This window comes from Ornithinimicrobium cerasi, assembly GCF_003702705.1.
GTDB lineage: Bacteria > Actinomycetota > Actinomycetes > Actinomycetales > Dermatophilaceae > Ornithinicoccus > Ornithinicoccus cerasi.
Genome location: NZ_QZMN01000014.1, coordinates 66,723 through 81,040 on the forward strand (window position 1 = coordinate 66,723; position 14,318 = coordinate 81,040).

At 74.4% G+C, this 14,318-nt stretch carries 15 protein-coding genes; 7 read left to right on the top strand and 8 right to left on the bottom strand.

The features are described from left to right. Nucleotide 1: 1 nt before the first annotated feature. On the top strand, nt 2-1,756 hold the full coding sequence (locus D4B81_RS15235) for an MFS transporter (protein WP_237566036.1): 1,755 nt from the start codon (nt 2-4) through the stop codon (nt 1,754-1,756). 71 nt (nt 1,757-1,827) lie between these two features. Here D4B81_RS15235 and D4B81_RS15240 read toward each other — a convergent pair whose 3' ends face one another. Next, nucleotides 1,828-2,031 (bottom strand): CDGSH iron-sulfur domain-containing protein, encoded by a 204-nt coding sequence (locus D4B81_RS15240; RefSeq protein WP_122263602.1) that lies wholly within the window; start codon nt 2,029-2,031, stop codon nt 1,828-1,830. A gap of 52 nt (nt 2,032-2,083) precedes the next feature. Then, nucleotides 2,084-3,145: an iron-containing redox enzyme family protein gene (locus D4B81_RS15245; RefSeq protein WP_122263546.1), complete on the bottom strand. Its 1,062-nt coding sequence runs from the start codon at nt 3,143-3,145 to the stop codon at nt 2,084-2,086. 148 nt (nt 3,146-3,293) lie between these two features. Between D4B81_RS15245 and D4B81_RS15250 the strand changes: the two genes are divergently transcribed. Further along, nucleotides 3,294-3,875 (top strand): HhH-GPD-type base excision DNA repair protein, encoded by a 582-nt coding sequence (locus D4B81_RS15250; protein WP_122263547.1) that lies wholly within the window; start codon nt 3,294-3,296, stop codon nt 3,873-3,875. Next, on the top strand, nt 3,872-5,095 hold the full coding sequence (locus D4B81_RS15255) for an MFS transporter (RefSeq protein WP_237566037.1): 1,224 nt from the start codon (nt 3,872-3,874) through the stop codon (nt 5,093-5,095). Before D4B81_RS15250 ends, D4B81_RS15255 begins: the two co-directional genes overlap by 4 nt. 60 nt (nt 5,096-5,155) lie before the next feature. On the opposite strand, the gene D4B81_RS15260 is transcribed toward D4B81_RS15255, so the two are convergent. Then, complete coding sequence (locus D4B81_RS15260; RefSeq protein WP_122263548.1) at nt 5,156-5,950, bottom strand: exodeoxyribonuclease III; 795 nt, start codon at nt 5,948-5,950, stop codon at nt 5,156-5,158. A 9-nt stretch (nt 5,951-5,959) separates the two neighbouring features. Beyond that, the gene (locus D4B81_RS15265; RefSeq protein ID WP_122263549.1) at nt 5,960-6,391 is read right to left on the bottom strand and encodes an SRPBCC family protein; all 432 of its coding nucleotides are present in this window, start codon (nt 6,389-6,391) and stop codon (nt 5,960-5,962) included. A 53-nt stretch (nt 6,392-6,444) separates the two neighbouring features. Here D4B81_RS15265 and D4B81_RS15270 point away from each other — a divergent pair, with 53 nt between their 5' ends. Further along, nucleotides 6,445-7,242, top strand: coding sequence for a deoxyribonuclease IV (locus tag D4B81_RS15270; RefSeq protein WP_122263550.1), 798 nt, complete (start codon nt 6,445-6,447; stop codon nt 7,240-7,242). Between the two features lie 80 nt (nt 7,243-7,322). Here D4B81_RS15270 and pyrE read toward each other — a convergent pair whose 3' ends face one another. From pyrE to D4B81_RS15290, 4 genes are all read right to left on the bottom strand, one after another. After that, nucleotides 7,323-7,868 (bottom strand): orotate phosphoribosyltransferase, encoded by a 546-nt coding sequence (pyrE, locus tag D4B81_RS15275; protein WP_122263551.1) that lies wholly within the window; start codon nt 7,866-7,868, stop codon nt 7,323-7,325. A gap of 37 nt (nt 7,869-7,905) precedes the next feature. Then, the gene (locus tag D4B81_RS15280) at nt 7,906-8,688 is read right to left on the bottom strand and encodes an SDR family NAD(P)-dependent oxidoreductase (protein WP_122263552.1); all 783 of its coding nucleotides are present in this window, start codon (nt 8,686-8,688) and stop codon (nt 7,906-7,908) included. Between the two features lie 85 nt (nt 8,689-8,773). Beyond that, nucleotides 8,774-10,201 carry a C40 family peptidase gene (locus D4B81_RS15285; protein WP_161965199.1) on the bottom strand — a complete coding sequence of 476 codons (1,428 nt, stop codon included), beginning with the start codon at nt 10,199-10,201 and terminating at the stop codon, nt 8,774-8,776. 415 nt (nt 10,202-10,616) lie between these two features. Continuing rightward, the gene (locus tag D4B81_RS15290) at nt 10,617-12,059 is read right to left on the bottom strand and encodes a sunset domain-containing protein (protein WP_122263554.1); all 1,443 of its coding nucleotides are present in this window, start codon (nt 12,057-12,059) and stop codon (nt 10,617-10,619) included. A gap of 215 nt (nt 12,060-12,274) precedes the next feature. Between D4B81_RS15290 and D4B81_RS15295 the strand changes: the two genes are divergently transcribed. From D4B81_RS15295 to D4B81_RS15305, 3 genes are read left to right on the top strand one after another with little or no spacing between them, the layout of a single operon-like run. Then, nucleotides 12,275-12,862: a DedA family protein gene (locus tag D4B81_RS15295; RefSeq protein WP_122263604.1), complete on the top strand. Its 588-nt coding sequence runs from the start codon at nt 12,275-12,277 to the stop codon at nt 12,860-12,862. Beyond that, entirely contained in the window at nt 12,859-13,494 is a 636-nt protein-coding gene (locus D4B81_RS15300; protein ID WP_122263555.1) for a TrmH family RNA methyltransferase, read from the top strand. The genes D4B81_RS15295 and D4B81_RS15300 overlap by 4 nt, the downstream gene beginning before the upstream one ends. A 13-nt stretch (nt 13,495-13,507) precedes the next feature. Further along, the gene (locus tag D4B81_RS15305) at nt 13,508-14,314 is read left to right on the top strand and encodes a transglutaminase-like domain-containing protein (protein ID WP_122263556.1); all 807 of its coding nucleotides are present in this window, start codon (nt 13,508-13,510) and stop codon (nt 14,312-14,314) included. Nucleotides 14,315-14,318 lie beyond the last annotated feature (4 nt).

Below are 14,318 nucleotides of genomic sequence, written 5' to 3' on the forward strand. Positions count from 1 at the left end.
CGTGGCCCGGGAGGCCGCGGGGTCGGGCACCGCGCGGGGCGCCCGCCCGCTGCTGACGGTGGCCTCCCTCGCGGTCGCGCTGGCCGCGGCGGACACCTACGTCGTCGTCCTGGCCCTGACCGACATGATGGCCGGGGTCGGCGTCGGGATCGAGTCGCTGCAGCGCGGGACGCCGATCGTCTCGGGGTTCCTGCTGGGCTACATCGCGGTGCTCCCGCTCATCGGGCGGCTCTCGGACCTCGTCGACCGCCGCCGCATCCTGCTGTGGTGCCTCGTCGTCTTCGTCGTGGGTTCTGCCGTGACGGCCGTGGCGGTGGAGCTGCCGGTGATGGTGGGCGGCCGCTTCCTGCAGGGCCTGGGGGGCGGCGGTCTGGTGCCTGCCACCCTCGCGCTCGTCGCGGACCTCTGGCCACCGGGGCGGCGCGGTATGCCGCTCGGCGTCGTCGGCGCGGTCCAGGAGCTGGGATCGGTGCTGGGTCCGCTGCTCGGCGCGCTGGTCCTCGCCGTCGCCGGGTGGCGGGAAATCTTCTGGCTCAACGTCGTGCTCGGCCTCGCGTGCCTGGCCGGGGTCTGGGTGCTGGGGAGGGACGGCGGCGGGGGCGGCGCGGAGCCTCGGGCCCGGACGGGGGGAGCCCTGGGACGGGGCACGGCATACCTCGTGGGGGCGGTGGCGGTCGCGCTGACCACCCTCGCCCTGTGGGCGCCGGAGGTGCTCACCACCTCGGTGGCGCTCGGGGGACCGTTCGTGCCGTTCGACCCGGCGAGCGGCTCGCGCGCGATGACGCCGGTCGGGCTGGTGGCCTCGCTGGCGTGGGTGCTGCTGGCGGTGCTCTCCGCACGGGCCTGGCTGCCGCTGCTGCTGCGGGCCGACCTGCTGGGCGCGACGCTGGTGGCGACCGCCCTGGGCGCGCTGGTCCTGACGTTCTCCAGCGCCGACCCGGAGACGGAGGTGCTCGGGCCGTGGGGGCTGTGGCTGCTGCCGCTCGGGGCACTGGCCGTCATCGGTTTCCTCGTCCGGCAGCGCACGGCCGCCGCACCGCTGGTCCCGCGAGGGGTGGTGCGCCGTCGGGTCTGGCCGGCGCTCGTCGTCAGCCTGCTCGTCGGCGCGTCCATCGTCGCCGTGGTCGTGGACGTGCCGCTCCTGTCCCGGCTGACGCAGGACACCGACGAGACGGACGCGGCCCTGGTCCTGGTCCGCTTCCTCGTGGCCGTGCCGGTCGGCGCGGTGCTCGGCGGCTGGCTGCTCCGTCGCGTGGGACCGGCGGTGGTGGCGGCGCCCGGCCTCGCGCTCGCCTCGGTGTCGATCCTGGCGATGGCCCGGTGGGAGCGCGCGACGCTCGAGGACGTGCTGGCGACGACGCTGCCGCTGCTGGGGGCCGGCCTCGGGGTCGGCCTGGCCATCGCGCCGGTCAACGACGCCGCGCTCGCCGACGCCCGCGACGACGGCCACGGCACGGTGAGCTCACTGGTCGTGGTGGCCCGCATGGTGGGCATGGTGGTCGGCCTCGCGCTGCTGACGTCGCTGGGGCTGCGGCGCTTCCACCAGGAGGTGGCCGTCCTGCCGGACCCCTCCGACACGGACGCCATGCTCGACGCCGCCGTGGTGCAGGTGCAGACGGTGCTGACCGGGGCCGGCGTCGCTGCGGCCGCGGCGGCGCTCGTGGCCCTGCTGCTGGGGATGCGCCCGGTAGGCCACCTCTCGCAGGAGGAGCAGGAGACGGCGGAGCCGCTCGCCGCGCAGCGACCGGCGGGCTGACCCCGCGTCGCCGGCTCGCCCCGGTCCGACCGTCCGCCACGGCGTGCGGACGAGCGGTCGAGCTCCGGCGGTCAGTCGGCGCGGAAGGAGCTGCGCTTGTGCGTCGAGTCGCAGAACGGCTTGATCCGCGACAGCCCGCACCGGCACAGCGCCACCGGGCCGTCGCGGTGCGGGATCGGCTCGCCGTCGACCGTCCGCAGGTCGACGTCACCACGCACGACGAGCGGCCCGTCGGGGTAGGCGGTGATCGTGACGGACGGTCGGGCCTGCGGCACGGCGGTCCCCTCCCGGGTCGCTCGTCCGGGCTGATCGGTCGGCGCAGCCACCTCAGACCGGCCCGGCGGTCAGCGGACGCCGCAGGCTTGAGCGGCCGTCCTCCCAGGCGGTCAGCACGTGGCGACCGACCAGCGCGTCCATGGCCAGGGACGAGGCGGCGCCGAACATGATGTCCCCCACCAGCGAGGGGTCCTGCTCGGCCAGGGCGCCGGCCAGGTCGTGGGCGGCGATCTGCTCGTGCACCGCGTCCGCCTCGACGTGCTCGGCGAAGTAGCGGGTCACCTCCTCGCCGTACCCGAGGCGCGCGAAGCCGTCCCGGTAGTAGCGGTTGGGGATCGAGGACGTCATCTCGAACGCCGCCAGGTGCCCCACCACCGCCCCGCGCAGCCGGTGGTGCAGCCCGAGCAGCGACATGGTGTTGTGCGAGGCCAGCACGACCGCCGGGGCGTGGTCGAGGTAGGCCGGGTAGGTGTCGTCCAGCCCGACACCGCGCATCGTCGTGGCGAACAGGACCGAGTGCATGGACCCGGGGTGGCCGCTGCCGTACTCGTCGGCCTGAATCTCCACGAGCGCAGCCTTCGCCCGTCCGGTCAGCCGCGGGATCGCCCAGGAGTGGGCGTCGGCCTCCCGCAGGGTGTAGATGCTGCGCAGCGCAAGCAGCTCGAGCGCCTGCTCCGTGGTCGCCCGCCGGGCGACGTACCGCGCCAGGCTGGGGCCGTCGTCCGCCGCCGTCAGGTCGAACAGAGCCTGGGCGACCGACCGCGCCGTCGGCTCCGGCGCCGGCACCGTCCCGGCGAGCTCACGCAGCTCGGCCTCGTGCAGCCTCTCGAACAGCTGCCGCACCTGCAGCAGCTCCAGGTCCCACTCCAGGTCGTCGCCGAGGGCACCGAGCCAGCCGTAGTACAGGCCGTAGAGCAGGAACAGCGCCAGCTGGACGTCGTCGTCCTCGAGGACCGGTCCCCGGTCCGCGGCCCGCGCCCCGGCGAGCCGCAGGAGCTCCTCGTGGGCACCGGTGCCACGACGGCCCGCCCCGATGACCTGCAGCGTCAGGGCGCTCAGCGGTCCGCGTCCGCCCGCCAGCAGCGGGGGAGCCGGGAGCACGGGCGTCGTCATCGGTCCACCTCCTGGGTGCGCCGCCGAGATGGTCTCGGACGGGGGTCTCTTCCCCTCACAGTGCCCCCAGGCACGACGCCCCGCGAGCCGAGCGTGCACCTGCCGGCACGGCCGCGCGGGGCCGCCCCGCGCGGCATACCATCGGCGCATGAGCCAGACCCTGTCCCTCGTCGGGGACCCCGAGGCCGACCGGATCCTGACCGAGCACCCCTTCGCCCTGCTCGCCGGCATGCTGCTCGACCAGCAGATCCCGATGGAGGTGGCCTTCGACGGGCCGCGCAAGATCGCCGAGCGTCTCGGGTCGGTCGAGCCCGACCGGATCGCCGCGACGGACCCCGAGGAGTTCGTCGCTGTCTGCTCCACACCGCCCGCGGTGCACCGGTTCCCGAGGTCGATGGGGCAGCGGGTGCACGACCTCGCGGCCGCCGTCGTGCGCGACTGGGACGGGGACGCCGCGACGATCTGGACCCGGGACGACCCGGACGGGACGGAGGTGCTGCGGCGGCTGAGGGCGCTGCCCGGCTTCGGCGACCAGAAGGCGCGCATCTTCCTGGCGCTCCTGGGCAAGCAGCGGGGGTTGCGCGCGCCGGGGTGGCGCGAGGCCGCCGGCGACTACGGCCGCGACGGCGTGCACATGTCGATCGCCGACGTCACCGGTCCTGAGTCGCTGCAGCAGGTGCGTGCCTACAAGAAGGAGAAGAAGGCCGCCGCCAAGGCTGCCAGGGCGTGACGACGTCGCGGCCCGAGGTGCCCGGGAGCATCTGGGCCGTCCCCGGGATGACCGCTCTCGCCGTCGTCGCCTTCACCGGCTTCTCCGGGTATGCCGCGCTCCTCCCCGTGGCGCCGCTGTGGGCCGTCCGCGGGGGAGCGGACAGCGCCGGGGCGGGGCTGGTGAACTTCGTCCTGCTCGGCACCACCGTGGCCACGCAGTTCTTCGTGCCGGCCCTGATCCGGCGCCTCGGCTGGGGGCACGCGCTGGCGCTGGGCATGGTGCTCCTCGGGGCGCCGGCGCTGCTGCACGTGGTGAGCGACGCCCTCGCCCCCACGCTCGCGCTGTCCGCCGTCCGGGGGGTGGGTTTCGGCATCCTCACCGTGGCGGCCAGCGCCGCGGCGGTCCTCGTCGTGTCGGCGGGGCGGAGGGGCGCGGCGGTCGGGGCCTACTCCCTGGCGCTGTCCGTCCCCAACGTCATCCTCATGCCCTCCGGCGCCTGGGTCGCCCAGGCCTGGGGGTTCGGGCCGGTCTTCGTCCTCAGCGCGCTCCCGCTGCTCGGCGTCCCGGCCTGCTACCTCCTCGGTCGGCACCTGCCGGAGCGGGCGACCCGGGGCCCCGGCCACGCGGACGTGCCGGGCGCAGCCGCCGGCGCCTCGACCTACCGGGCGCTGGTGCGGCCCACCCTCGTCCTGCTGGCGATCACCCTCGCGGGTGGCGCGCTCATCACCTTCGCCCCGCAGCTGGTGGCGACCGGGTGGCTGGCGGCGGCCGGGCTGTTCTCGCTGGGCCTGCTCTCCGCGGTCACCCGCTGGCGGGTCGGGGCGCTGGCCGACCGGGTGGGCGCCGGCCGGCTGGTCTGGCCGTTCGTGCTCGTCGCGGTGGTCGGGCTCGCCTGGGTGGCCTGGCTGGTGCGGACCGAGGTGGGCGAGGACCGGGTCGTGCCGTGGGTCCTCGCGTGCGCCCTCGTCGGCGTGGCCTACGGCGCGCTGCAGAACCTCACCATGCTGCGCGCCTTCGAGGCGGCGGGGCCGCGCCGGGTGGGCGCCGCCAGCGCCGTCTGGAACGCCGGCTTCGACGCGGGCACCGCGGTCGGTGCCGTCCTCGTGGGGACGGTCGCGGTCGGCGCGGGCTTCGGCGTCGGGACGGCGATCACCGCCGTCCTCTGCCTGCTCACCCTGCCGCTGGCCCTGGGTCGCCGCGGCGGGCGCACGCCCCAGGCAGGGGTGCGGTCACCCTAGCGGGACCTTCGTCACGCCCCAGCGCGATGGCGGTCCCTGGAGGGTGACCGCACCCGGGTGTCAGACGTCGGTCAGGGCGACGACCACGGGCGCGTGGTCGCTGGCGCCCTTGCCCTTGCGCTCCTCGCGGTCGATGAAGGCCCCCTCGACGCGCGCGGCCAGGGCCGGGCTGCCGAGGCAGAAGTCGATCCGCATGCCTCGCCGCTTCGGGAACGCCAGCTGGGTGTAGTCCCAGTAGGTGAAGGTCCCGGGCCCCGGCGTGTGGCTGCGCGTGACGTCCTCGAAGCCCGCGTCGACGACCGCCGCGAAGGCGGCACGCTCCTCCGGCGAGGTGTGCGTCCGGCCCCGGTAGTAGTCGACCGACCAGACGTCCTCGTCGGTCGGCGCGATGTTCCAGTCGCCCATCAGCGCGATCTGCGCGTCGGGGTCCTCCGCGAGCCACCGTGACCCGGCGTCCCGGAGCGCGGCGAGCCAGTCGAGCTTGTAGAGCAGATGAGGGTCCGCGAGGCTGCGGCCGTTCGGGACGTAGAGGCTCCACACCCGCACCCCGCCGCACGTCGCTCCGAGGGCGCGGGCCTCGGCGGCGACGGGGTCGCCCCAGCCCGGCTGCCCGGGGAAGCCGACCTGCACGTCCTCGATCCCGACCCGGCTGACGACCGCGACGCCGTTCCACTGGTTGTGGCCGACGTGCGCCACCTCGTAGCCCGCCAGCTCGAACGGCAGCGCCGGGAACTGCTCGTCGGTGCACTTGGTCTCCTGCAGCGCCAGGACGTCGACGTCGTGCCGCTCCAGGAGGGCGACGACCCGGTCGACGCGGGTGCGGATGCTGTTGCAGTTGAACGTGGCGAGGTGCACCGGTCCACCCTAGACAGGGCGCGCCGGGCGGGTGATCCGCCGCAGCGCCAGCAGGTATGCCGTGCGCACGGCCGGGCGCGCGAGCGCCACCAGGCGGTCGGGCAGCCGGGTCACGGCGAAGCTCTGCCGCCAGCGCACCCGGGTGCGGCCGTGGGTGTCCGGCTGCAGCGTCGCCACGATCGTGCCGCGCAGCGGGGTGCCGACCTTCTCGACGACGCACCGGCGCGGCGGGTCCCACTCGCGCACGACCATGACGTCGTCGAAGCCGACCGGACCCAGCGCGGTGCGTCCGACGAACCGGGACCCGGGGCCGAGGGGGCCCCCGGTCACGACGGTCAGGGGGACGGCCGCGGTGTGGCGGTCGAGGTCCCAGAGCCGCTCCCACACCTCCTCCCGGGCGCCCCGGACGGAGAGGGAGAGGTCGAAGGCGGGGTGCGGCATACCCCGAAGCGTAGGTGGGCGGGACCGTCGGTGGGGCTGCCTACGATGGCCGCATGAGCGCACTGCCCCTGGGAGCCCACGTCGAGCAGACCGACCCCGTCGCGGAGGCGGTGGCACGCCGGGCGCCGCTCGTGCAGTTCTTCCTCGGCGACCCGCAGAGCTACAAGGGTCCAGAGGTGCGCCACGAGGGCGGGGCGGAGGGGCTGCGGGCCGCGGCGGAGGAGGCGGGCGTCGACCTCTACGTGCACGCGCCCTACCTCATCAACGTCGCGACCCTCAACAACCGGATCCGGATCCCCTCCCGCAAGCTGCTGCAGCAGCACATGGACGCGGCGGCGCAGATCGGGGCGAAGGGGCTGATCGTGCACGGTGGCCACGTGGGCGTCGACGACGACGCCGCGAAGGGTTTCGACAACTGGCGCAAGGCGGTGGAGGCGACCGACCTGAAGGTGCCGCTGCTCATCGAGAACACCGCGGGCGGGGACAACGCCATGGCGCGGCACCTCGACCGCATCGCGATGCTGTGGGACGCCGTCGGTCGCGCCGAGGGTGCGGACCAGGTCGGCTTCTGCCTCGACACCTGCCACGCCTGGGCGGGCGGGATCGAGCTCGGGGACGCCGTCGAACGGGTCCGGGCGATCACCGGACGGATCGACCTGGTGCACGCCAACGACTCGCGCGACACCGCCGGGTCCGGTGCCGACCGGCACACCAACCTCGGCTCCGGCCACGTCCCCCCGGACGAGCTGGCCGACGTCGTCCGTGCGGCCGGCGCCCCGGTCGTGGTGGAGACGCCCGGAGGTGCCGCCGAGCACGCCGCCGACCTCGACTGGCTCCGCTCGCGACTCTGAGCCGGGCCCCCGGCGGCAGCGCGGATCTTGTCGGGCGGCTCAGCGTGCGCGTCGTGCCGCGAACGGCAGGGCCCGCTGCGTCAGCCCAGCCCGAGGTCGGCGAGCGAGTAGGCCGCCCGGTAGTCCACCCCGGCCCCGCGCACCCGCTCGGCAGCACCGCTGTCGCGGTCGGCGATGACCGCGACCGCCACGACGTCCGCCCCGGCCTCGCGGCAGGCTTCCACGGCCGCGAGCGGCGACCCGCCGGTCGTCGAGGTGTCCTCCACGACCAGCACCCTGCGTCCGGCGACGTCCGGCCCCTCGATCCGCCGCTGCAGGCCGTGGGCCTTCTCGGCCTTGCGCACCACGAAGGCGTCGAGCCTGCGACCCCGGCGGTGGGCCGCGTGCAGCATCGCGGTGGCGACCGGGTCGGCGCCCATCGTCAGCCCCCCGACCGCCTCGACCTCCAGGTCGTCCACGAGGTCGAGCATGACGTCGCCGACGAGCGGGGCGGCCTCCCCGTCGAGGGTGATCCGCCGCAGGTCGACGTAGTAGTCGGCCTCCTGGCCCGAGGAGAGCCTGACCCGTCCGTGCACCACGGCCCGGTCCCTGACGAGCTCGAGCAGGCGGTCACGGGCGGCAGTCATGGGATGGAGGGTAACGCGCGTGGACGGCGCCCGACGCTCACCCGCGTGCCGGTCCACGTCGCCGGGTCGAGAGCGCCCCGGCGGCCCGTCGGGTCAGCCGCCGCGGGGCCACGCGCAGCAGGGCCACGAGCCCCTTGTAGGGCGCGGACGGCACCGACACGACCCGGCCCCGGCGGACCGCCTCCAGCGACTCCCGCACCACGTCCGCCGCGTCCAGCCACAGCGACTCCGGCAGCCGCGACATGTCCATCCCCGCGCGCTCGTGGAACTCGGTGCGGGTGAAACCCGGGCACACGGCTGTGACGTGCACCCCGGACCCGGCCAGCTCGGTGGCCAGCCCCTCGGTGAGCACCGTCACGTAGGCCTTGATCGCCGAGTAGTGCCCCATCGCCGTGAACCCGGCCACGGAGGAGACGTTGAGAATGCCCCCGTGCCCCCTCTCCCGCATGACCCGGCCGGCAGCGTGGCAGAGCACCATGACCGCACCGACCATGAGGTGCACGGCCCGCTCCTCCTCGGCGAGGTCGTTGCGCAGGAAGTCCCGCTGCTGCCCGAACCCGGCGTTGTTGACGAGGAGGTCCACCGGGCGCTCGCTGCTGCTGACGCGCTGCGCGACCCTCCGCAGCTGCTCGGGGTCGGCGAGGTCGGCGGGGAGCGGCTCGACCTCCACGCCGTGCGCGGTCCGCAGGGTGGCGGCCACCTCCTCCAGGCGCGCCCCGTCACGGGCGACGAGGACCAGGGCACTCCCCCCGGCCGCCAGCTGCTCCGCATACTCGCGGCCCAGCCCGGCCGTGGCGCCGGTGATCAGTGCTCGACCCATGGACCGAGGGTATGCCGTTCCCGGACGACGAGGCCCCCGCACCTTCCCCGGGTGCGGGGGCCGCGTCGTGGCCGGGTCGGGCAGGTCACATGCCGGGGAGCCGGCCGAACCAGATGCGGGTGGTGACGGGGTCGCCGTAGCGGACGCCCGCGGTGGGGTTGAGCGCCTCGTAGACCTTGCCGTCGCCGGCGTAGAGGCTCACGTGGTAGAAGTCGTCGTAGAAGACGAGGTCGCCGGGCTGGGGGTCGGTCACCCGGGTCACCATCGCCTTCTGGTCACGCACGGTGCGCGGGATGTTCACCCCGTTCTGCTGGTAGACCCACCAGGTGTACGACGAGCAGTCGAAGGCGTTCGGGGGCGTGCCGTAGAGGACGTAGGGGTAGCCGACGTAACGGCTGGCGGTCTCCAGGACGGCCTGGCGCAGCGGCGAGGTGCCGGACGGCGGCGGGGTCACCGTGGGCGGGGGCGTCGGGGCCGGTGCCGGCGAGGAGGCGGGCGGTGTGGAGGTGAGCACGGTGGGGGCCATCCACTGGCTGGCGGACATCTGCAGCCACCCGTTGGTGCTCACGGTGCCGCTCACCTCGGTGCCGGCGACCCGGGTGCCGACGACCCCGTAGGACGTCGACGGGCCTGAGCGCACGTTGGCGACCGCGGCGCTGACCCAGCGCTTGACGGTCGTGGCCTCGCCACCGCCACCGGGCGCCCCGCCCGGGGCGGTGGTGGTCAGGACCCCGGGGGACATGAACTGGCCGTCGGCGATCCGCAGCCACCCGTTGGAGCTCAGCGGGCCCGAGACCTGCGCGCCGGCCTGGCGCGACCCGACGACGGAGTATGACGTGGACGGCCCGGACCGCACGTTGGCCGCGGTGGTGACCCAGCGGGTGACGCTGGTGCCGCCGACGTCCGAGCCGCCCCCACCGCTCCCCCCGTCGGGGTCGGTGGAGGAGAGGATCGTGCTGCTGATGAACTGCCCGCTGCCCAGGGAGAGCCAGCCGTCGACCCAGCTGCCCCGGACCTCGGTGCCCCGGGTCTTGGTCCCCACGACGCCGTAGCCGAGGCCGGGGCCGGAACGGACGTTGCCGACGGCGGCGGTCACGTACTGGGTGACCGTGCCGGTGCTCGCCGGCGTGCTGAGCACCGACGGGGCCATGAACTCAGCCGCGGAGATCTTCAGCCACCCGTTGGTGCTGATGACACCACGCACGGTGGTCCCGGAGGTCCTGGTCCCCACGACCCCGTGGGCGGTGCTCGGGCCGGACCGCACGTTGGCGACCGGGACGCTCACGACGCGGGTGACGGTGGTCTCGACCGTGGGCAGCGTCGGGAGCATCGTGAAGGGGGCGGCCGGAACCTCGATCGCGGGCAGCACCGGGGTCGCCGGCGTGAGGGGCGTCCGGGGCACAGGCGCAGGCGCGGGGGCGGCCTGCGCCGCCGGGGCCAGAGCCATGACGGGCGCGGTGGCGGCCGCCGCAGCGACGAGCGTGCGGGAAAAACTGCGCGTGCGTGTGGTCATCGGGGACTTTCCATCATCACGTTCACAACAGGGACAGCTCGACGGGACGAGCAAGAGCAGTGAATAGGCAAACCCGAGACGCTCGCAACCCCCCTGACCAGCAAGAGTGTGATTTTGCTGGGAACTACAATTATGTAACACCGTGATGTTCGTCACACCCTTTGCGCATCGCCGCAGGTCACCACAGATATCACAGCGGTGTAGTTATCCGGATCGAGATTTTTCCCGGTTTCACACCAGTTTCGGGGGTCACAGCAGACCCGTGCCAGGTGGGACGAGCGGTGCGCGAGTCGGCGGTTGGGACTACCCGGCCGGTCGCGCGCGCGGGGAGGCAGGGGCACGGACAGGCCCCGCCGACCGAGGTCGACGGGGCCTGCGGGTAGAGAGCGTGGAGAAACCGCCCGGTGCTGCGTGCTCAGCGGCGGCGACGGTCCCAGTGGGCGAACCCGGCGTTGCGCGCCGCGTCCTCGTTCTCGAACCACACCTCGGCGCGCACGGCGTCGTAGGAGGGCGAGTCGGAGGTGTGGAAGAGCATCGAGCCGCTGTTGCCCTTGACCTCCCAGCCGGCCGGCCCGGACCCGTCCTCGAGCGGCTGGGCCGACCCGGGTCCGTAGACCGACTCGGCGAACATCGTGCCGGCGGCCGCGGCTCCGCCGCCGGCGGCCGGTGCGGAGTCCCAGCCCTGGCCCTCGTCCTCGGTCCTGGCGTCGTCCGTCGCGTCGCGCTCCCGCTCGGGGTCGGTGTCGACGTCCTCACGCTCGGCCGGGGTGTCGGCGGGCAGGTCGCCGGCGGACCGGTCGGCGGCGGCGGCCGTCGTCCCGGCGTACGTCGCTCCGGAGGTCTCGGTGTCGTCCGCGGTGGTCGGCACGAGGGGGTCCTGGGTGTAGGTCCCCCCTGCCGGCGCGGAGCTCACCGCCGTGTCGCGCGTGTCGTCCTCGACACGGGTGGGTGTGTCGTCGTGCACCGGGACGGCGTCCCCCTCGTCCGCGCGGTAGGTCTCGCGGTCACCGACGGGGTACTCGTCCTCGCGCGTCCCGACCTCGTCGCCGTAGCCGGAGCCGTCGGCAGCGACCACCTCGTCCGCGGTCAGCGGCTCGGTGCGGGCGCCCGCCTCGACGTCCTCGTCCGAGAGGGGGTGCACCTCGGCACCCGTCTCGCCGGTGTAGGCGGCGGACTCGTCGCGGTATGCCGTGGTGTCGGCCGCGTAGCCCGCCTCGTCCACACCGATCCGCTCCTGGTCGTGGTGGCCGGGCTCCTCGTGGGCGACCTCCGAGCGGTCATGGCTCGCCGCGACGGCGCTACCGGCTGCAGCCGCAGCACCGATCGCAGCCGCGTCACGCATGGGCGGACCGTCCTGGGCCGCACCGGTCTCGTCCGGTCGGTCCGTCGTCGTCGGGCGGGACGTCTCGTCCACATGACCCGAGTCGTCGGTGTCGTAGGCCCCCGCGGCCGGCTGGTAGGTGGACTCCTCCGGGGTGGGCCCGTCGATGTGCTCGTCGGTGCGCTCGTCGACGACCGGCTCGTAGGTCTCCTCCGACGTCGCCCCGAGACGGCTCTCGTCGACGGTGACCGCGTCACCCGGGCGGTCCACGGCATACTGCGGCGCCTCCTCCATGGCTGCGCGGTCACCGGCGGCCCGGTCCTCCGCCGCCTGGTCGTACACGCCGCGCTCCGGCCGGCCGGAGTCCATGCCGCGGACCTCGTCGGTGTCGGCGACCCCGTCGCGGTCGGCGTCGGTCTCACCGCGCCGCAGCTCCTCGCCGTCGTCCTTGCCGGGGGAGCGCAGGAGCATGAACACCGCCGCGCCGATGAGCAGCAGCAGCAGGATGATCATGATCCACCTGGTGGTGTCGGTCATAAGACGTCCCTCCTAGTGACGACCGGCGCCCGGTCGCGTCGAGGCCACCGCACTGCGCGGCGCTGCGTCCACCGTAGTGCGAAAGTGCAGGTCCGGCCACGGATGCGCCCGCGACCCGCGGGTGATGGGACAATCGTCCTTCCCCCTGACAGGAGTACCCGCACGTGACCACGCAGACCGAGCTCACCGGCGTCGCCGGGTGGGCCGTCGACGTCATGGAACGGTTGGGTGGCCCCGGCGCGGGCCTCGTGATCGCCCTCGAGAACCTCTTCCCCCCGCTGCCGAGCGAGGTGATCCTCCCGCTGGCGGGCTTCACCGCGAGCCAGGGGACCTTCTCGGTGCAGGGCGCGATCGCGTGGACCACGGCCGGCTCGGTCGTGGGCGCCCTCCTCCTCTACACCCTGGGTGCCGTCTTCGGCCGGGAGCGGCTCCGGGCCGTGTGGGGGAGGCTGCCGCTGGTCAACCTCGATGACCTCGACCGCACCGAGGCCTGGTTCTCACGGCACGGGAAGAAGGCGGTGTTCTTCGGCCGGATGGTGCCGATCTTCCGCAGCCTCATCTCCATCCCCGCGGGCGTCGAGCGGATGCCGGTGGGGATCTTCACCCTGCTCACCCTCTCGGGCAGCCTCATCTGGAACACCATCTTCGTCCTCGCCGGCTACACCCTCGGGGAGAACTGGCACGTCGTGGAGGAGTACGCCGGCGTCCTGCAGCTCGTCGTCATCGGCGCGGTGGTGCTGGGTGTGGCGTGGTTCGTCGTGAGCCGGGTGCGCACGCTGCGCTCCCGCCGCTCCGAGGTATGACGGACCGCCCGGCGGGCTCGGTCGGCGTCGGGCCCTGGGACGGAGGCTGGCCCGTCGACGGGGACGGTGCGCTCCCCGGCCACCTCGACCCCGAGCTGCTCGCCGCCGGTGACGCCCGCAACGTGGTGGACCGCTATCGCTACTGGCGGCACGAGGCGATCGTGGCGGACCTCGACACCCGCCGGCACGGGTTCCACGTCGCCGTGGAGAACTGGGAGCACGACTTCAACATCGGCTCGGTCGTGCGCACCGCGAACGCCTTCAACGCGGCGGCCTTCCACGTCGTGGGCCGTCGGCGCTGGAACCGCCGGGGGGCGATGGTCACCGACCGCTACCAGCACGAGCACCACCACGCCGACGTCGCCGCGCTCGTCGCCTGGGCCGGGGAGCGGGGGTTGCCGCTGCTGGGCGTGGACAACGTCCCCGGGTCCCGCCCGCTGGAGGGGTATGCCGTTCCGCGCGACTGCATACTCCTGCTGGGTCAGGAGGGGCCGGGCCTGAGCGTGGACGCCCTCGCCGCCTGCGAGGAGGTGCTGGCGATCACCCAGCACGGGTCGACCCGCTCGATGAACGCCGGTGCGGCGGCCGCCGTCGTGATGTACCACTGGGCGCTGCAGCACGCCGGCGCCTGAGACGATGCCCTCCATGCGCCGCCACGTCACCGCCCAGCTCACCGCCACCGTGACCTCGCCCGTCGAGGCCACCCTGGGGGTGGCGGTGGCCGACCAGGTCGTCCGGAACCAGGAGCGCCTGGAGGTCACGGTCGACGGTCGGCCGGTCCCGGTCACCGAGGTGCTCGACCGCGCCTCCGGCACCCGGTGGCACGTCCTGCGCGACGTCCCGCCCGGCGAGCTGAGCGTGGCCTACGACGCCCGGGTCGAGGACGGCGGGGCCGGTGGGGCGGTCACCGACCTCGACCGGATCCACTTCGTGCGACCCAGCCGCTACGTGGACCTCGACCGGCTGGAGGCGGTGGCCCGCGCCGAGGTGGGTGACGTCTCCGGCGAGGAGGGCGTGCTGAGGGTGGCCGGGTGGGTGTCCGGGCACCTGAGCTACGTCCTGGGTTCCTCGCGCGTGACCGACGGTGCCAGCGACACCTACCTCAAGCGGCAGGGCGTGTGCCGCGACTACGCCCACCTCACGACGGCGCTCCTGCGGGCCAGGGGGGTGCCGGCGCGGCTGGTCGGGGCCTACGCGCCCGGTCTGTCCCCGATGGACTTCCACGCCGTCGTCGAGGCCGCGGTCGACGGCCGGTGGGTGGTGGTGGACCCCACCCGGCTGGCGCCGCGGCCCGCCCTGGTGCGCATCGCGACCGGGGCGGACGCGAGCGAGACCTCGTTCCTGACGACCCACTCCGGCGGGCTGCGGTTCGGCTCGATCACCGTCACGGCCACCGTGGAGGACGGGGAGCTGCCGACCGACGATCACACGGCGCCCGCCCGGATCGGCTGACCGC